We start from the raw sequence: 17964 nt of genomic DNA, 5'->3' as shown, positions 1-17964 counted from the left end.
TGCGGTGCGAGGTTTGCGCTGCCATGGTGCGGCCGTGTGCCCAGATGCGGCTCGAGATGACATTGCCTATGTCGGATCACGCCCGGATTGCCATCAATCGCGCCGATCTGATTTCCAATCGCAGCCGGGAAACGCCGTGTGGGCGAAGACCGAGTGCGAGGGGAACACGCCGATACAAGATGAGTAGGTCCGCTTCAATCGAGCTTGATGCCCGCGGCCTTGATCACGGCACCCAGCTTCGTGGCGTCGTCCTTGATGGTCTGCGTGAACTGCTCGGGGCTTCCGGCGACCACGTCCATGCCCATCGCCCCGAGCTTCTCCGAGGTTTCAGGCAGCTTGAGGATGCGCGTGATCTCGCCGTTGAGCTTGGCAATGATCGCGCGGTCGGTACCCGCAGGCGCGACGAAACCGATCCAGGTGACCAGGTCCATGCCAGGCAGTCCCGACTCCGCCAAGGTCGGGACATCCGGCAGCGACGGCGAGCGCTTGGCACTGGTGACCGCCAGGGGCCTGACCTTGCCGGATTTCACGAAGGCGATCGCCGGACCGAGCGCATCGAAGATGACCGGCACCTGTCCGCCCACCACATCCGTCATCGCCGGGCCGCTGCCCTTGTACGGCACAGCCACCATGTCGACCTTGGCCGCGGCCTTGAAAGCCTCGCCCGCAACCTGCGCCGGCAGCGCCCCGTGGGCGTAGGCGAGCTTGCCGTCGCTCGACTTGGCCAGGCCGATCAGATCCTTCACGCTGCGCGCCTTCACCGAGGGATGCACCGCCAGCACCATGGGCATGGTGACCGCCAGCGAAACCGGCGCAAAGCCGTTGATCGGGTCGTACGGCAGTTTCGCGTAGAGACTCTGGTTCATCGCGAGCGTGGAGTCGATGGGCAGGAAGAGCGTGTAGCCGTCCGGCGCTGCGCGCGCCGCCATTTCGGCGCCGATCAACGTGTTGCCGCCGGGGCGGTTGTCCACCGTGACGGGCACATTCCAGCGCTCCGACAGCTTTGCTGCGACGGTGCGTGCCACCGTGTCAGTGCCTCCGCCCGGCGGGAACGGCACGATGATGCGAACAGGACGCTCGGGAAATGTGTCCGCGACGGTGCCGGCAACCCCTGCCAAGGGAAGGGTGAACAGGCAGAGCAAGAGCTTCTGGAGCAGCTTCATGGACGATTCCTTGTCGCTCAGTCTGGATCCACGCAGTTGAAGCTGCCTGCGAAATTGATGTCGCCAGCTGCGTTCAGCAACTGCGAAGGAGAAGATGGCAAGACTCTGCCCTCTCGATTCATGAGCATTTCGATTTCTCCGACGTCTATGGCTCAGTGGAGGCAAGCACCGATCGCGAACCGGCGAAGGGTGAGGGGTGTCGCGCCGGTCGAGCCTGGACCCGACGAGATGGCAATACATTACTTTTCAACTATTCAGATGTCAACCTTAGGAATTACCCTCGGCCCTACCCCGTGGTCTTCGCGCTGGCAAACCCGAACCCGGAGATCTCACCCGAGGATGCCCGATCGGTCAGGAACGACATCATCATGGCCACCGGGCGTGCAGGACGTGCTTTGCTTTTCGTACACCTTCCGCGGCGCGCTGGATGCGGGAGCAACCACGATCACCGGTGTTCCTGGTCGACACGCACGTCAACCATGACCCGACACCCGAGGAGTTGGCGGAGATCACCGCGCTGGCTGCCGAAGAGATGCTGCGGTTCGGCCCGAAGCCGAAAGTGGCTCTGCTGTCGCATTCCAACTTCGGCAGCAGCAACTCGCCCACGGCCTCCTGAAGACGGCAGCCGGTGGAAACATGCGATGCGGCGAACCAAGGCAACGTTGATCGCGACCGGAGACGCGGACGCCATGCTGCGCGCTCCGCCGCCGCCAGTCCGTATCGACGACGCGTCAATCCAGCGCCATCTGGCGCGACTCTCTCGGTGCAAGCTCGGCCTGAGCTACAACTTGTCGCCAGCGAGCAAGATCCGCCTGCATCCTCTGCCCAAGCGCGTCGGCGCTTCCTGGCTCGGCGCGTGCACCATGCCTCTCGAAACGTTCGACAATCTCTGGATCGGCCAGGACCTCGTTAAGCGCCCGATTGAGGCGATCGATGGTCGCCGCGGGCGTACCGGACGGCGCAAACAGGCCGTACCACTGCACGACATCCACCCCCGGAACGCCCAACTCGGCCAGCGTCGGCACGCCGGGAAGGCCTTCCAGGCGGCTCGGTCCTGCCACCGCCAAGGCGCGCAACTGTCCCGCACGTATGAAAGGGCAGGCCGTGAACAAGCTGGGAAACATGATCTGCGATCGTCCGTTGACCGTGTCGCCAATCGCAGGTGCGGCGCCCTCATACGTCGCGCTGGCCATCGACGTTCCGCTGCTGAGCTGAAACAGCTCGGCCGCGAAGTGCGGCGGCGTCCCGTCGCCGGCGGATGCGTAGCTGAAAGACCGAGGCGCGCCCTTCAGCCGGGCGATGAGCGTGTGCAGGTCGGGGGCGCCCGTGTCCGGATGAGTGACCATCAACGTCGGCGAAGAGCCCACAAGTCCGACCGGCGCGAAGTCGTGAACCGGGTCATACCCCAGCTTTTGCAGCGCCGGATTCATCGCGTGCGTACCGACGTACCCGAACATCAGGGTGTGTCCGTCCGGCGCGGACCCCGCCACGTACTCGCTGGCAACGGCGCCGTTCGCGCCGGCGCGGTTGTCGACAAGCACTTCCTGGCCGAGCAGCGGGCCTAGCTTGGCGGCGATGATGCGAGCCATCGTGTCGTTGCCGCCACCGGCCCGCGTCGGCACGATGATGGTCAAGGCTCGTTGCAGGTCAGACGACCCGGCGTCCTGTGCTTCTGGACGCGAGAACACGTAGTCGGGCAGATGCAGGTCGCCCTGCATGATCTTTCGCGCAGTGCGAACGAGGGCAGCGCGTTCGACGGTCGCGGCGTCTGCACTGCCCTTCAGTTCAACTTCGACATCGATTTGCCCGGCGGGATGCAGCACCACCAGGCTATGACGTCCGGGTTCGCGCGCCAAGCCACTCGCTACCGTTCCCGGCAAGGCGAACGCGCTGGCGACGCCGATAGCTCCCGTCACGGCATGTGAAGCATGGCATTTGCGCGGCGTGAAGTAGCGCGAGGTGATGCTGCCACTCGCCTCTCCCTTGCTGACCAGCACAGGCTTTGGAATGACACTGTTCGATACGTCGCCGAGGCCCATCCTGCGTCCGGCCTCCAGGCGAAGGATTTCCAGCCGTTCAAGGAGCGCAGTGTTCGCATCGAGGGCTGCCGGCTTCTCCCGTCCCGTCACGCCGAGATCGCTTGCACGAACGATCATCAGCGGCATGGCGGCATCGATGCAGGTCACCTCGGTACCGTCGATCGTGTCGATGCGCTTGCCCGTCGGGAAGATATGACCGGTGACCGCACCCCACGCATCGAGGAAGTTGAGCAGGATGGGCGCCGCGGTGCCGGCCACGCCATCGATGCGCGCATCGCCTTCATAGGTCACGCGCCCGCCGGGCGTGCGCACCGTCACGTCGATTCGCGACCCGGTATTGACGTTGTAGACGCGAACGCTCGTGGTGCCGTCCTTTGCGGCGATCAAGCCCTGTTCGATCGCGAAGGGCGCAACCCCCGAGAGCATGTTCCCGCAGTTCGGCCGCGTGTCCACCGACCGATGGCCGACGCCGACCTGCGCGAAGAGATAGTCGATGTCACAGCCCGGCTGCGACGAGCGCGACACGATGGCGACCTTGCTGTTCAGCGTGCTGCCGCCGCCCACACCGTCGAGTTGGAGCGGGTCGGAGGCGCCGATGGCGCCGATCAGCGCCTGGTCACGGGCCTCGTCGCCGTCGGGCAGCCACTCGCGCAGGAAGAAAGGGCCGCGCGACGTGCCGGCGCGCATGAGCACACAGGGGATGGAACGGTTCATCTCAATCCGCGGTGATCTTGGCGGCCTGCACCACCCTCTTCCACTTAACCTGCTCCTGCGCTACATAGGTGCGCATCTGGTCGGTCGTCATCGTCGAGACTTCGGCGCCGTGGTCCTCGAGGCGCTTGACCACGCTCTTGTCGGCGAGCACCTCATTGAGCACCTTGTTGAGTTGCTCGATCACCGGCTTGGGCGTTTTCGCAGGTGCGAAGATCCCGTACCACTGCGAGACGTCGACGTCGGCGATGCCCTGCTCCTGGAGCGTGGGTACGTCGGGCATGAGCGCCGAGCGCTTGGGACCCGCAACGCCCACCGCTCTCAGCTTGCCGGCCTTGACATACGGCATGGCCGTGAAGAAGCTGGGAAACATCACTTGCGTCTGGCCGCCGAGGGTATCGGTGATGGCCGGCGCGGAACCCTTGTAGGGCACGTGCAGCATGCTGGTGCCCGTCGAAAGCTTGAACATCTCGGCCGCGAAGTGCGGCGCGGTGCCATTGCCGGCCGAGGCGTAGCTGGTCTTGTCCGGTGCGGCCTTGAGCATCGCCACGACCTCCTTGGCGCTGCTGGCTTTGACGGCCGGATTCACCACCATCAGCGTCGCCGACGATCCGACCATGCCGACCGGCTCGAAGTCCTTGACCGGGTCGTAGCGAAGCTTCTGCAATGCCGGGTTCATCGCATGAGTGGCGATGTAGCCCAGCATGAGCGTGTAGCCATCTGGCGCTGCGCGCATCACATACTCGCTGGCGATCGCCCCGTTGGCGCCGGCCTTGTTGTCGACGATGACGGGCTGCTTGACGATGGCCGACATGGCCTGGCCGATGACGCGCGCCATGGCGTCGTTGGCGCCCCCCGCCGCCGTCGGGACCACGAGGGTGATCGACTTTTCAGGAAAGGCGGCGACTGCGCTGCCGCAAGCCAAGGATGCCGCCAGCGCCACGGCGCCGAGGAGGCGAAATTTCTGGGTCTTCAATTTGTCTACTCCGGTGGATTGTCGAGAACTGGGAACCTGGAGGCTCTTGCTTGGCCTTGATCGAATGTTCCACTTTTGGAAGCCTTCTGTGAATTGCATGTTTATGATCTATTGATGCACACTGTGGATCAGTGACACTGCCTCAGGAGCCCATGCGCCATGGCCATCAACTTCAATCTGAACGATCTGCAGGCCTTCCGGGCGGTGGCCGAGCTCAACAGTTTTCGCAAGGCAGCCGAGGCGCTGCATGTGTCGCAGCCGGCCTTCAGCCGACGCATCGAGAAGCTCGAAGAGGCGCTGGGCGTGCGGCTGCTCGACCGCACCACCCGCCGTGTGAGCCTGACTTCGGTCGGCCGAGACTTCGATCGCAAGGTGCAGCAGCTCCTGGACGACCTCGATCACACGTTGCTGGGCATCCGCGGTGTGGCGGCAACGCGCATGGGCGAGGTGACGATCGCCTGCGTGCCGTCGACCGTCTACTACTTCCTGTCGCAGGTCATCTCGCGCTACCACGAGCGCTACCCGAAGATCCGGGTGAGGGTGTTCGACGCCAGCGCCAACGAGGTCCTGTCGGCTGTGTCACGCGGTGAGGCCGACTTCGGGCTCAACTTCGTCGGCGGGAAGGAGCCGGACATCGAATTCAAGCCCCTGCTGGAGGAGCGCTTCGTCGCGGCTTGCAGGCGTGACCATCCGCTCGCCAGGAAGCGGCGGGTGAGCTGGACCGAACTGGCGCAGTACGACTACATCTCGGTCAGCAAGGCCTCGGGGAACCGGCTGCTGCTGGACCAGGCGCTTTCGGGCCTGGCCGGGCGTCCGCAGAGCATCTACGAGACCCAGCACGTCACGACGATGCTCGGACTGGTGGAGGCGGGCCTGGGCGTGGCGGCGGTGCCGTCGATCGCGATGCCGGATGCGGACCATCCGCTGCTGGTGAGTGTTCCGCTCTACGACCCGGTGATCACCCGCAAGATTGGGCTTATCCGTCGCAAGGGGCGGACACTTTCCCCGGCCGCGCAGCAGCTCTACGCGTTTTTCTCCGAAATGAAAGCAAAGCGCGGCAAGCCGGATGGCCGCCGCGCGGTGGATTGAAAGCCTGAAGCGGGCGCAGCCCGAAGTCCGACGCCTCGGCTTCAGTGCGCCGGGCCGGTGTGGCCGAGCGGCAGTTGCAGGTCTCCGGACCCCTCCTCGAGCTCGTGCTCGGTGTTCGCATAGTTCGCCGCCAGTTCGCGCTTCAGGACGTCCCGGTCGCAAGCGTTTTCCCAGATGGAGACCACGATACAGGCCACGGCGTTGCTGATGGTGCTGGTGAGCGCCCGAGCCTCGGACATGAAGCGATCGATTCCGACAATCAGCGCCACGCCGGCCACTGGAAGATCAGGCATGACCGTGAGCGTGGCCACCAAGGCGACGAAGCCGCTGCCCGTCACCCCCGCAGCGCCCTTGGAAGTGAGCAGCATGATGCCCAGCATCGAGCCGATCTGGAGCCACGACAGATGGATGTCGCAGGCCTGGGCGATGAACATCGACGCCAGCGTGAGGTAGATGGCCGTGCCGTCGAGGTTGAACGAATAGCCTGTCGGAAGCACCAGCCCGACCACGCCCTTCTTGCAGCCCAGCCGTTCGAGCTTGAGCAGGAGACGGGGGAGGACGGGTTCGCTGGATGAGGTGCCGAGCACGACCAGCAACTCTTCCTTGATGTATCGCATCAGCTGCCACAGCTTGAAACCGTGAAGACGCGACAGCACCCCGAGCACCACGACGACAAAGAAGATGCAGGCAATATAGAAAGTACCGATGAGCAGCCCGAGAGATCCGATCGACTTGATGCCGTAGCGCCCGACGGTGAACGCCATCGCGCCGAATGCACCGATCGGCGCCAGCCGCATGATGATGCCGAAGGCCGCGAAGAGCATGTGCGAGAAGCCTTCGATGCCCTCGAGCACCGGCTTGGCGGCTGTCCCGATCTTGGTCAGGCCGAACCCGCAAAGCACCGCGAGCAGCAGCACCGGCAACACCTCGCCTTCAGCGAAGGCGCCCACGAACGCATTCGGGATGATGTGCATCACGAAGTCGGTGAAGCCGTGGATATGCACCTGATTCGCGAAGCGGGTCGCCACGGAGGCGTCGAGGTTCTTCGGATCGATGTGCATGCCGGCGCCCGGCTGAATCAGCAAGACGGTGACCAGGCCGGTGATGAGAGCCAGAATCGTCAGGGCATAGAAAAGTCCCATCGCCTTGAGCAGGGTCTTGCCGATCTCCTTGGAGTCGCCCAGGGAGGTGATGCCGCTCACGATGGTGCAGAACACCACCGGCGCGATCATCATCTTGACCAGCTTGACGAAACCGTCGCCGAGCGGCTTGAGGGCGGCGCCGAACTCGGGCCAGTAGTGGCCCACGGTGATGCCGAGGATCAGGCCGATCAGGACCTGTACGTAGAGCAGCTTCAATAGTCTTCGGATGTTCACGATGTTGTCTCCAGATTCAGGTCGCACAGATGCGTACCGGTCTGTGCCGGTTTGGTCGGTGGTGAATGGCGGGGTATGACTCAGCGGCGCGCCGCGAGCACGCGATCGACCATGACGCCGGCTTGGCCCAGGTTGTTGGCCGGGTCGCACATCGCATCGAGTTGGGCCCGCGTGACATGCTTGTTGACCTCCGGGTGGTCGACCAGGATCTCGACCAGCGGCCGGTTGTCGGCGAGCGCCTGGCGACACAGGTCATACACCAGGTCGTGGGCATATTCACGGCCGATGTACGGGCCCAGGCCCATCATGACGGCCTCGGACATCACCAGCCCGTTGGTGATGTCGATGTTGGCCCGCATGCGGGTGGCATCGACCTCCAGGCCCTTGAGGATGAACTTGGTCTGCTTCAGCGCACCCGACATCAGGCAGAAGATCTCGGGAAGCGACACCCACTCGATTTCCCAGGGCCCGGTCGAGCGCTCGTGGTCGGCCACCATCGCATCCATCAGCGCAGCGGCATGCTGGCGCGCCACGGAGATGTTGGCGTGGATGTAGAGGCAGGAGATCGGATTGCGCTTTTGCGGCATGGTCGACGACGAACCCCGGCCCGGCGCGAACGGCTCGAAGACCTCGGCGACTTCGGTCTGCATCATCAGCTTGACGTCCATTGCGATCTTGCCGAGCGAGCCCCCGACCAGCCCGAGGAAGGCACCGACCTCGGCGATGGTGTCGCGCACCGTGTGCCACGAGATCAGCGGCTGGGCCAGGCCCAGTTCCTTCATCAGTCCGGCCTGGGTTTCCATCGCGCCCTTCTCCAACGAGGACAAGGTGCCCGAAGCGCCGCCGAACTCGCCCATCAGGACGCGCGGCTTGAGCTGCTGGAGGCGCTCACGGTGTCGGTCGATGCCGGCCAGGATGCTCGCCATCTTGTAGCCGAAGGTGATCGGCGTGGCCTGCTGCAGGTTGGAGCGGCCGATGACGGGCGTGTCTCGGTACTTCTTCGCCAGCGCGGCGAGCGCATCGCCGATCTCGTTCAGATCCTGCTCGACCAAGGCAAGACCTTCGCGCATCTGCAGCACGGCGGCCGTATCGGTAATGTCCTGTGTCGTCGCGCCCCAGTGGCAGTATTCGCCGAGCTTGTCCCGGCAGTTCGCATTGATCTGGTTGACCACGGCAATGATGGGATAGCCGATCTGCTCGGTCTTGGCCTTCAGCTTGGCCCAGTCGATCTGCGACAGATTGCAGTTGCGCACGATTTCGTCCGCCGCTTCCTTCGGGATGATGCCGAGTTCGCCCTGGACTTTCGCGAGGGCGCGCTCGATGTCCAGGTACTTGGCGGTGCGGTTCTCGTCAGACCAGACGTCGCGCATGCGCGCGTCGCTGAACATGTCGCCGAAGATGCGTGAATCGATGATGGTGGAGGCCATGATAGGTTGTCTCTTTCTGCGGTGGGAGTTGGTGAACGGGGTCAGTCAGTCGCGGGCCAGGGCCAGCGTGCGTTGCGCCTGCAGCACCACGGGCCGGTCGACCATGCGGCCGTCGAGCCGGGCGGCGCCAGGCGATGACGCATCGGCAACCAGGACACGCTGGGCCCAGTCCAGTGCCTCTGCGCTTGGACGCAGCGCGGCGTGGATCGGCTGTACCTGGCGTGGGTGGATACACAGCTTGGCGCCGAAGCCAAGCCTGCGCGCATCGGCAAGGTCCGACAGCAGACGTGCTTCGTCGTCGAGTTGGGGCGTGACGCCTCCGACGGGTGCCGGCAGGCCCGCCAGGCGCGAAGCGATCGCGATGCGGCTGGCGGCATAGCCAAGGCCGGAGGCGTCCGTCGTGATGTCCATGTCGAGGTCGAGTGCGAAATCCAGCGTGCCGAACACCAGGCGTTGCGCACCGGCGGCCGCGATGCGGTTCGCTTCCGACACACCACGTGCGCTTTCAATGAGAGCGAGGATGCTGGCGCCGGGCAATGCGACTTGCGTCTCGGCGATCTGCTCAGCGGACTCGGCCTTGGGCAAGAGCACGCCGATCCCATGCGCGTCGCCGAAGGCCGCAAGGTCTGCGGCAAACCAGGACGAGTTGGCATCATTGATGCGCACGACGATGCGCGATCGGCCTGCGGGCGTTGCGCTTTGCAGCCATCCCGTGACAACGCTGCGTGCAGTGGCCTTGTCGTCGGCAGCCACGGCGTCCTCGAGGTCGAGAACGACCTTGTCGGCGCCGCTGGCCAGCGCCTTGTCGAAACGTTCCGGGCGCGTTCCCGGCACGAACAGGTAGGTGCGTGCAGGCGGCAGCAGTTCGGCGGGCATGACGGCGACCTCAGACGGCTTTGGATGTGTGAAGCCCGGCGATCTCGGCCGCGCTGTAGCCGAGTTCGGCCAGGATCGCGTCCGTGTGTTCGCCGAGCGCAGGCACCGGGTCCATCCGGGGGCCGGTATCCCAGGTGCCGGGCGGCAGCATGGCGGGCACCGGCCCCACGGCGGTCCCGACTTCGGTCCAGCGCCCTCGCGCCTTGAGCTGCGGATGTGCCCAGACCTCCTTCATCGTGTTGACCTGGGCATTGGCGATCTGAGCGCGCTCGAGTCGCTCCACCACCTGCGTGCCAGTCAGCGGCTTAAAGGCATCCAAGATGATCTTGCGCAACGCTGTGCGCTCCGCCACGCGCTTGAAGTTGGCGGTGAAACGCGGATCCTTCGCGAGATCGGGCTGCTCCAGTACGTTGTCACAGAAGCTGACCCATTCGCGCTCGTTCTGCAGGCCCAGCATCACGGTGGTGCCGTCGCCGGCCGGGAACGGGCCGTAGGGATAGATCGTCGCGTGGCTGGCGCCGGTTCGCGGCGGCGGCTCGGCTCCCTCGAACGCGTAGTAGAGCGGGTAGCTGGTCCATTCGGCCAGCGACTCCAGCATCGAGATGTCGATGCGTTGCCCCTTGCCGGTCTGGCCGCGCTGCAGCAGCGCCGCAAGGATGCTGCTGTACGCGTACATTCCGGCGGCGATGTCCGCGATCGAGGGGCCCGCCTTGCAGGGCTCTTCGGGCGTGCCTGTGACGGAGACAAAGCCGGCCTCGCTCTGGATCAGGAGGTCGTAGGCTTTCTTGTCGCGGTACGGACCCGGATGGTGCGGGTCGTCCCCGTACCCAGAAATATCGCAGACGATCAAGCCTGGCTTGGCGCCGGACAGCTTGTCGTAGCCCAGGCCGAGGCGCGTTGCAGCGCCGGGTGCCAGATTCTGCACGACGACGTCGGCCTTCTCCATGACCAGGCGCTCGAGAATCGCCGCTGCCTCGGGGTGCTTCACGTCGAGCGTGAGGCTTTCCTTGGAACGGTTGGTCCAGACGAAGTGCGACGCCAGTCCGCGTACGCGTTCGTCGTAGCCGCGGGCGAAGTCGCCCGAGCCGGGGCGCTCGATCTTGATGACGCGGGCGCCCAGGTCGGCCAATTGGCGGGTGGCGAAGGGCGCGGCAATCGCGTGCTCCAGCGTGACGACGGTGATGCCCTTGAGTGGCTGCATGAGTTGTCTCTCTCGATGGTGTGGGTGGGGGTCAGCGCAATACTGCGGTCGCGTCCATCGTCAGCCAACCCTCGTGGTCCGAGGCCCAGAGACGGATCGTCTTGCCGTCGGCCTCGGGTCGGCCGTTGACATGGAAGGCGTTCAGGTCGAAGGTCGGGCGGACCGCCTTGAAGCGAAAGCTCGCCACCTCGGCTTCGGGCAACTGGCGCCGCAGGAGGTCCATCAGCAGTGTCGCGATCAGCGGACCGTGCACGACCAGCCCCGGATAGCCCTCGACCTGCGTCACGTACTGGCGGTCGTAGTGGATGCGGTGGCCATTGAAAGTGAGCGCCGAGTAGCGAAACAGCAGCACGTCGTCCGGCACGATCTCGCGGCGCCAGGCGGCGTCGGATGGTGCGGATTGAGGTGGTGGCACGACATCGTCCGGGCCCTGTGCTTCGCGATAGACGATGTCGTGGAACTCGACCAGTGCCGGCTCAGCCGCCTCGTTGCAGCGCACCTCGTGACGCACCTTCACGAATACGAGCTTGCCGGTGCGGCCTTCCTTCGTCGTGACGTCATCGATGGTCGAGGTGCGCACAACACGGTCCCCCACGCGGATCGGGGAGCGGAACTCGAACTGGCTGCCGGCCCACATGCGCCGAGGCAGGGGTACCGGCGGAAGGAAGCCGCCACGCTTGGCATGGCCGTCGGCGCCGATTTCGCTCTGCCGATGCATCGGCAGGAAGTACAACCAATGCCAAAGTGGGGGAAGCGTGGTGCCCGCAACTACGGGCGCCGCGGGATGGTCCAGGGTCGCGGTCAGTGCGACCACGGGGGTGGGGTTGATGCTGTCTTCGATTCTCTCGCTGCGCCCTACCCACGATTGCAGCTGATCTTTCTGTGCGTCCAATCTTGTCTCCTTTGCTGACTGCACCAAGCGGCAGCAGTTCTGGGGAGCAAGTGTGCGACGCAGGCTACGTTAGCGGAATTGCAATGTTTGTTCCTATTGATGCACGCGGCGCAATAAACGGCTCGCCCCCGATGAACCAGCAGGCAAGACGAACTTATCCAACGCGAACTTCAGGACCGAAAGCAGAGTCCTCGACGGGGTTGCTTGCACCCAACGAGGAGGTCGACTCGAAGGCGGCGCCGGAACCCGATCGATCTCGCCCTTGATCGAGGGGTCGAACACCTTGATCGAGTGCGTATCGTCCCTGTCCGCGAGCAAGGTGCTTTCCGCGTCCAGTACGAAGCCGGCCGCCTCCACCTCCTCGCGAACGGATACCGGCTCAATCCGATGCAGCGACCGAGCGTCGCTCGTGCCTGCGCCGACGGCGGCGGCGTGGTCTACGATCACGTAGAACCCCCCGGGCTTCAGCCGCTCAAAGCAGGGCGTATGGCGCTGCTCGCGGCCTCGTGACTGCTCGACAGTGGAATGTTAGGTAGCGGGCGCTCAATCTCGAGATGCCTACTACCGCTTCGGGCCGAAGAGCCGCAACCAGTCTGAAGCACGCGTTCGGGTTTGGACCTCGAACTGGAGTTGCCGGCCAGGAGCCGTCCTCCGCTAGTGACCGCTTTCAGCGCACGAACAGGTTCACCCGCAAATCCGGGCGGCGCCGGATGGCGCACGGAGCGTTTGGCCAAAAAGGCGTGCAACTTTTGCTCGTCGAGCCCTCAACCTTCGAAGGGTTCGTTGGTTTCAACGCCATCTGGACTGGTAACGGCTCCGGTATGCGCCGGGACTGAGGCCCATGCGCGCACGAAACAATCTTGAAAAGGAGCTCCCATCGTTGTACCCCACCTGCAGGGCGATCTGATCGACCCCCTGATCACTGGCTTCCAGGAGCGCGCGTGCCGCCTCGATCCTCAGATGCTGCAGATAGGTCAGGGGCGATTGATCGAGCACCGCGTTGAAACGCCGGATCAACGTCCTTTCGCTCACTGCCAACTCGGCAGCGAGTTCGGACATGCGGACGGACCCGGACATGTTCCTTTGCAACCAGTGCTGTGCTCGGTGAACCACTGCGTCGGTGTGGGCGATGTCCGCCAGCAACGGCAGGTACGGCGTCTGGGTCGTCTGGCTAACGTCGATCAGCATGCTCTTGGCGCATTGCGACGCAATCGGCGGTCCGCAGAATCTCTCGACGACCCGAATCGCCTGTAGAAGATAGGACGCCGAAGCGCCCGCGCAGAGCAAACGGTCGACTTCCGTCAGCACCGGCTGCATCTGCAACTCAACGCGTGGGAAGCGTGTGCGGAACTGCCGCTCGAGCCACCAGGTCGTGGTGGCGATGCGGTCGTCCAGGAGACCGGTCTGGGCGAGGATGAACGTACCGGTGCAGTTGGCGGCYAGCCACGCGCCGCGACTCCACTGCGACGTGAGCCATGCACAGGTGGCGGGCTGGGCCTTCAACAACAGATCAAACTTCCGGTGGCCCGCGTAATGCAGGCTCGGGATGAAGACGAGGTCGTAGTGTTCGCGCGCGCCGATCTTGTGGGTCTGCAGTTGCAGGCCGTTGCTCGCCGCGATGGGCTCGCCTCTGAGCGACACGAAACGCCATTCGAACAGAGCGGCAGAGGCACCCTGCTGTCTGCGCAGATGCGAGTTCGCCACTTGCAGGATGTCGGCGAAGCCGCCCAGGCTGGAGGCGTAGCAGCCATCGAAAGCAAGGATTGCGGCGCGCGGCATGGTCTGTCGTATTTCGCACAGAAAGCGTCAGTTTCGCCAATGTACCCCGAATGCACCGAAACCTAGACTGGGACTCGCATCAACGGGGCAAGCACGCTCCACCAGCCAAAGGAAATACGAGACATGAACGCCAGAGACAACACCATTGCAACGAGCCCGCAGGCGCCCGAGCGCCACCAGCCGAAGCTGTATCACGACCTGCTCACGCCCGAGGAGACCAAGGCCGTTCGCGACGAGGTCCGCCGTTTCGCCGACGAACACGTGGCACCGGCGGCTTGGGAGATCGGGCATCGCGAAGAGTCGGTGGAGAATTTTCCGCGCGCCCTTTTCCGCAAAATGGCCGATGCCGGACTCTTTCGCATCCCCTTCGGCGCCGAAGTCGGCGGACGCGGACTGAAGTACCCGGCCTGCGCGACCGCGGCGCTCATCGAAGAGCTGGCCTACCACTCGAACTCTGTCGCGGCCATCGTAGACGTACATTGCATCCTGGCCGGGCACGCGTTGGAGCATGCGTCGCCCGCTCTGCAGCAGCGCTACCTTGCCCCACTTCTGGCTGGCGAGAAGATCGGCAGCTTTGCAACCACCGAGCCGGACGCCAGCACGGATCTCAGCATCAAGACGATGCAGACCTTCGCGAAGCGCGAGGGCAGGGACTACGTGGTCAACGGCCGCAAGCGCTTCATCACGAATGCGCCGGTCGCCGACTTCGTCGTCCTGTTGTGCGCCGAGGAAGGACGCATGACAGAGATCATCATCGACCTGGACGCACCGGGCGTGCACGTAGGCAAGCCGGACCGGAAGATGGGCAACCACGGCCAGCTCACCGCGGACATCTTTTTCGACAATGTCCATGTTCCCGCGGAAAACGTCGTCGGCGCAGTGGGCGGCGGCCTGAAGATCGCACTGCAGACATTGACCTACGGCCGCATCGGCATCGCGGCCAGCGGCGTCGGCATGGCGCAGGCAACCTTCGATCACTGCGTCGAGCGGCTGAAAACGCGTCGGGCATTCGGCAAGGCGATCGCACAGTTCCAGCACTGGCAATTCAAGCTGGCCGAGCGCGCCACGGAGATCGAGAACGCGCGCAACCTCTACTTGAAGGCGGCGCTGCGCATGGATGCCGGCGAGGCCTTTCCGGAACCCGAGGCGGCCATGGCGAAGTGGTACGCCACCAACCTCGCGGCCGAATTCGCTCGCGACGGAGTCCAGATTTTCGGCGGCTACGGATTCATGTCGGAGCTGGCCGCCGATGGCTCGCACTATCGGGTGGAGGAAATCTACCGCGATTGCAAGATCGCCGAGATCTATGAAGGCACCAACGAAATACAGAAGCTGGTGATCGCGCGCGCCATCTTCGGCAAGGACATCACGGGCTAGACATGAAGGCGCTCATCATTCATGCCCATCCCGAGCCTCGGTCCTTCAGCGCAGCTCTGAAGTCGGCGGCCATCCGGGCCTGGGTGTGCTGGAGCCCTTTGTAGGCTGGCATATCCCCTACGTCTCCGATGATCAACGAAGGTTGGTACTGGAGTCTCGGCGCACCCGCTTGCAGTCCCCGAGACGCCCTTTTTGCATCCGCGAGCTGCCGCTCTGATCACGCCTGACCAACACAAGCAGCCTCATGGCCAGCACCAGCTGTCCTCATCGGTTAAATGCGTGTCATCTTCGGTCAATCGACGAATCCTCGACTCGGAACAATGAGGCCTCGACCAGGTGCAGAGGTGAACGTAGCTTCTCCGCCTCACACATCTGAGCGACTCACCCCCACATCAACCTCCGGAGACACACAATGAAGCAACCAATCAACCCCCTGCGTCGTGCGCTGCTCGGCGCTCTCGCAAGCGCTTCCCTGCTGGCCGCAATGCCTGCGGCGCTTGCCCAGGCCTGGCCCAGCAAGCCGGTCCGACTGGTCGTCGGAGCGCCAGCGGGCGGCACTGCCGACATGGTCGCGCGCACATTGGCAGAAGGTCTGACGCCGCTACTGGGGCAGCCCGTGATCGTCGACAACAAGGCCGGCGCCATGGGCGCGATCGGCACCCAAGACCTGCTGCAATCACCGCACGACGGCCACACCTTCATGGTCGGCGTCAATGGCTTGGTCAGCGAAATTCCGCATGTCGCGAAATCTCGCGTCGACATGTTCAAGGAGGTCAAGCCCTTGGCCCAGCTTTCGCGGACGGGCCTTGTGCTTGTCGGCAGCCCGGCGCTCGCGGCATCGAATCTGAAGGAACTCATCGCCTACGTGAAGGCCAATCCGGGCAAGGTGAGCTATGCCTCTTACAGTTCTGGCTCTATGTCCCACACCATGGGGCAGGAGCTGAACAAGCTGGCCGGCCTGGACATGACCCATGTCGGCTACAAGGGCTCACCGCCTGCGCTCCAGGATGTGATGGGCGGCCATGTGGCGTTGATGTTCGACGGTCCTGCGACCTCGATCCCGCTGATCAAGGCGGGCAAGCTGAAGGCCTTCGCTGTCGGTGCGCCCAAGCGTTTGGCTGCGCTGCCTGACGTGCCTACGTTCGCGGAACTCGGCTACCCGAAGATTGGCGACATCGCCTGGATGGGCCTGTGGACCACGCCAGACGTGCCGGCCGATGTGCAAGTCAAGGTCCGCGAGGCCACGCTGAAGGTCCTGCAGCAACCGAAGGTGATCGAGCGCTTCAACGAACTCGGCCAGGAGATGGGTCAGCCGCTCAGCACGGACGAGTTGTCGAAGTCGCTTCGCGTGGCCTCCGACAAGCACGCGGCCAATCTCAAGGACATCGGCTTCCAGCCTGAATGAGCACGGATCAAGGAACACACATCATGAACGGACTGATGATGCAGCAAACGCTGCTGATCTCGACCCTGCTGACGCATGCCGAACGCCATCACGGCGAACAGGAGATCGTCTCGCGCCGTGTCGAAGGCGACATCCATCGCACCACTTACCGTGAACTGGCGGGGCGCGCGCGCCGCGTGGCCAATGCACTGGCGCAGCGCGGCGTCGAGTTCGGAGACCGCGTCGCTACGATGGCATGGAACGGCTACCGCCACATGGAACTCTACTACGGCGTCTCAGGCTCCGGTGCGGTTCTGCACACGCTCAATCCGCGCCTGCACCCCGACCAGGTGGTCTGGATCGCCGACCATGCCGAAGACCAGGTGCTGTTCTTCGACCTCACCTTTCTGCCAATCGTCGAGGCGATCGCCTCGCGCGTGAAGACGATCAAGGCCTTTGTTGCCTTGACTGACCGCGCGCATATGCCGTCGTCCACCAAAGTGCCCAACCTGCTGTGCTACGAGGAACTGCTGGCCGACGCGAGCGACCGCTTCGAGTGGCCGGTCTTCGACGAGAACAGCGCCAGTTCGCTGTGCTACACCTCGGGCACCACCGGCAATCCCAAGGGCGTGCTCTACAGCCATCGCTCGACATTGCTGCATACCTACGCGGCGGCGCTGCCCGATGCGCTGAACTGCTCGGCGCGCGACTCCATCCTGCCGGTGGTGCCGATGTTCCACGTCAACGCCTGGGGCTTGCCGTATGTCGGTTGCGCGGTCGGCGCCAAGCTCGTTTACCCGGGACCGTATCTCGACGGCAAGAGTCTGTATGAACTGTTCGAGGCGGAGAAAGTGACGATGTCTGCCGGCGTACCCACCGTCTGGCAGGGCCTGCTCGCGCACGTCGAGTCCAACGACCTGGCGTTCAGCACCATGCGCCGCACCGTGATCGGCGGCTCGGCCTGCCCCCCGGCGATGATGCGCGCCTTCCAGGAACGCTACGACGTGCAGGTGTTGCACGCCTGGGGTATGACCGAGGTGAGTCCGCTGGGCACTGTCTGCACGCTCAAGCCGGCGCAACAGGCGCTGGGCAGTGAGGAACGGCTCGCCGTCCAGTCCAAGCAAGGTCGCGCGGTGTTTGGCGTGGACCTCAAGATCGTCGATGCCGACGGCAACGAGCTGCCCTGGGACGGCAAGACCTCGGGCGAGCTGCTGGTGCGCGGCCCTTGGATCATCGCCAGCTATTTCAAGGGTGCCGGCGGCAATCCGTTGGTGGACGGCTGGTTCCCGACTGGCGATGTAGCGGTCATTGATGCCGACGGCTTCATGCAGATCACGGACCGCGCCAAGGACGTCATCAAGTCGGGCGGCGAATGGATCGGTTCGATCGACCTGGAGAACATCGCGATGGCGCATCCTGCCGTGGGCATGGCCGCGTGCATTGCTGCATTCCATCCGAAGTGGGACGAGCGGCCGTTGCTGGTGGTGGTGAAGAAGCCCGGTGTCGAAGTCACGCGCGAGGAACTGATCGCCTTCTATGACGGCAAGATCGCCAAGTGGTGGACCCCCGACGACGTGGTCTTCAGCGACACGATTCCGCTCGGCGCGACCGGCAAGATGCTCAAGCACCGCCTTCGCGAGCAGTTCAAAGATCACAAGCTGCCGACCGCCTGAA

General features: G+C 64.3%; 14 protein-coding genes and 1 pseudogene. 5 read left to right on the top strand and 10 right to left on the bottom strand.

Annotated elements, in window-relative coordinates; all coding sequences use genetic code 11:
• Window positions 1–194: 194 nt before the first annotated feature.
• Window positions 195–1163: a Bug family tripartite tricarboxylate transporter substrate binding protein gene (locus AC1DF3_RS25035; protein ID WP_286537670.1), complete on the bottom strand. Its 969-nt coding sequence runs from the start codon at window positions 1161–1163 to the stop codon at window positions 195–197.
• Between the two features lie 439 nt (window positions 1164–1602).
• Here AC1DF3_RS25035 and AC1DF3_RS25030 point away from each other — a divergent pair.
• A pseudogene (locus AC1DF3_RS25030) lies at window positions 1603–1773 on the top strand (phosphate acyltransferase); the annotation flags it as partial.
• Between the two features lie 121 nt (window positions 1774–1894).
• On the opposite strand, the gene AC1DF3_RS25025 reads toward AC1DF3_RS25030, so the two are convergent.
• Together AC1DF3_RS25025 and AC1DF3_RS25020 are read right to left on the bottom strand one after the other, a co-directional pair.
• Window positions 1895–3916 carry a 4-oxalomesaconate tautomerase gene (locus AC1DF3_RS25025; RefSeq protein ID WP_478141199.1) on the bottom strand — a complete coding sequence of 674 codons (2022 nt, stop codon included), beginning with the start codon at window positions 3914–3916 and terminating at the stop codon, window positions 1895–1897.
• Window position 3917: 1 nt separating this feature from the next.
• Window positions 3918–4889, bottom strand: coding sequence for a Bug family tripartite tricarboxylate transporter substrate binding protein (locus AC1DF3_RS25020; protein WP_478141198.1), 972 nt, complete (start codon window positions 4887–4889; stop codon window positions 3918–3920).
• A 159-nt stretch (window positions 4890–5048) separates the two neighbouring features.
• On the opposite strand from AC1DF3_RS25020, the gene AC1DF3_RS25015 reads away from it, so the two are divergent.
• On the top strand, window positions 5049–5978 hold the full coding sequence (locus AC1DF3_RS25015; protein WP_286537673.1) for a LysR family transcriptional regulator: 930 nt from the start codon (window positions 5049–5051) through the stop codon (window positions 5976–5978).
• 41 nt (window positions 5979–6019) lie between these two features.
• Here the strand turns inward: AC1DF3_RS25015 and dctA are convergent, their stop codons facing one another.
• The 7 genes from dctA to AC1DF3_RS24980 form a co-directional block, all read right to left on the bottom strand.
• A complete protein-coding gene (dctA, locus tag AC1DF3_RS25010; protein WP_478141197.1) occupies window positions 6020–7354 on the bottom strand; it encodes a C4-dicarboxylate transporter DctA in 1335 nt (444 codons plus the stop codon).
• An 80-nt stretch (window positions 7355–7434) separates the two neighbouring features.
• Window positions 7435–8781 carry a class-II fumarase/aspartase family protein gene (locus tag AC1DF3_RS25005; RefSeq protein ID WP_478141196.1) on the bottom strand — a complete coding sequence of 449 codons (1347 nt, stop codon included), beginning with the start codon at window positions 8779–8781 and terminating at the stop codon, window positions 7435–7437.
• Between the two features lie 45 nt (window positions 8782–8826).
• Window positions 8827–9657 carry an HpcH/HpaI aldolase/citrate lyase family protein gene (locus AC1DF3_RS25000; RefSeq protein ID WP_478141195.1) on the bottom strand — a complete coding sequence of 277 codons (831 nt, stop codon included), beginning with the start codon at window positions 9655–9657 and terminating at the stop codon, window positions 8827–8829.
• A 10-nt stretch (window positions 9658–9667) separates the two neighbouring features.
• Window positions 9668–10858, bottom strand: coding sequence for a CaiB/BaiF CoA transferase family protein (locus AC1DF3_RS24995; protein ID WP_478141194.1), 1191 nt, complete (start codon window positions 10856–10858; stop codon window positions 9668–9670).
• Between the two features lie 31 nt (window positions 10859–10889).
• Complete coding sequence (locus AC1DF3_RS24990) at window positions 10890–11750, bottom strand: HTD2 family dehydratase (RefSeq protein ID WP_478141193.1); 861 nt, start codon at window positions 11748–11750, stop codon at window positions 10890–10892.
• Between the two features lie 93 nt (window positions 11751–11843).
• Entirely contained in the window at window positions 11844–12197 is a 354-nt protein-coding gene (locus AC1DF3_RS24985; protein WP_478141192.1) for a hypothetical protein, read from the bottom strand.
• Window positions 12198–12539: 342 nt separating this feature from the next.
• The gene (locus tag AC1DF3_RS24980; protein WP_478141191.1) at window positions 12540–13529 is read right to left on the bottom strand and encodes a GlxA family transcriptional regulator; all 990 of its coding nucleotides are present in this window, start codon (window positions 13527–13529) and stop codon (window positions 12540–12542) included.
• A gap of 123 nt (window positions 13530–13652) precedes the next feature.
• Between AC1DF3_RS24980 and AC1DF3_RS24975 the strand changes: the two genes are divergently transcribed.
• The 3 genes from AC1DF3_RS24975 (at window position 13653) to AC1DF3_RS24965 (ending at window position 17963) form a co-directional block, all read left to right on the top strand.
• Window positions 13653–14906, top strand: a complete 1254-nt coding sequence (locus AC1DF3_RS24975; RefSeq protein WP_286537682.1) for an acyl-CoA dehydrogenase family protein — start codon at window positions 13653–13655, stop codon at window positions 14904–14906.
• 412 nt (window positions 14907–15318) lie between these two features.
• Window positions 15319–16311 carry a tripartite tricarboxylate transporter substrate binding protein gene (locus AC1DF3_RS24970; RefSeq protein WP_478141190.1) on the top strand — a complete coding sequence of 331 codons (993 nt, stop codon included), beginning with the start codon at window positions 15319–15321 and terminating at the stop codon, window positions 16309–16311.
• Between the two features lie 23 nt (window positions 16312–16334).
• A complete protein-coding gene (locus AC1DF3_RS24965) occupies window positions 16335–17963 on the top strand; it encodes a 3-(methylthio)propionyl-CoA ligase (protein ID WP_478141189.1) in 1629 nt (542 codons plus the stop codon).
• Window position 17964: the final 1 nt, after the last annotated feature.

The sequence above is a fragment of the Variovorax sp. 10N432 genome, assembly GCF_056394465.1.
This window is presented reverse-complemented; position numbering and strand designations above follow the sequence as displayed.

Bases quoted from the DNA above. Each gene is read 5' to 3' on its own strand.
- AC1DF3_RS24975 (WP_286537682.1), top strand. From the start codon at position 13,653: ATGAACGCCAGAGACAACACCATTGCAACGAGCCCGCAGGCGCCCGAG.
- AC1DF3_RS24970 (WP_478141190.1), top strand. From the start codon at position 15,319: ATGAAGCAACCAATCAACCCCCTGCGTCGTGCGCTGCTCGGCGCTCTC.
- AC1DF3_RS25025 (WP_478141199.1), bottom strand. From the start codon at position 3,916: ATGAACCGTTCCATCCCCTGTGTGCTCATGCGCGCCGGCACGTCGCGC.
- AC1DF3_RS25035 (WP_286537670.1), bottom strand. From the start codon at position 1,163: ATGAAGCTGCTCCAGAAGCTCTTGCTCTGCCTGTTCACCCTTCCCTTG.
- AC1DF3_RS24965 (WP_478141189.1), top strand. From the start codon at position 16,335: ATGAACGGACTGATGATGCAGCAAACGCTGCTGATCTCGACCCTGCTG.
- AC1DF3_RS25000 (WP_478141195.1), bottom strand. From the start codon at position 9,657: ATGCCCGCCGAACTGCTGCCGCCTGCACGCACCTACCTGTTCGTGCCG.
- AC1DF3_RS25015 (WP_286537673.1), top strand. From the start codon at position 5,049: ATGGCCATCAACTTCAATCTGAACGATCTGCAGGCCTTCCGGGCGGTG.
- AC1DF3_RS25005 (WP_478141196.1), bottom strand. From the start codon at position 8,781: ATGGCCTCCACCATCATCGATTCACGCATCTTCGGCGACATGTTCAGC.
- AC1DF3_RS24995 (WP_478141194.1), bottom strand. From the start codon at position 10,858: ATGCAGCCACTCAAGGGCATCACCGTCGTCACGCTGGAGCACGCGATT.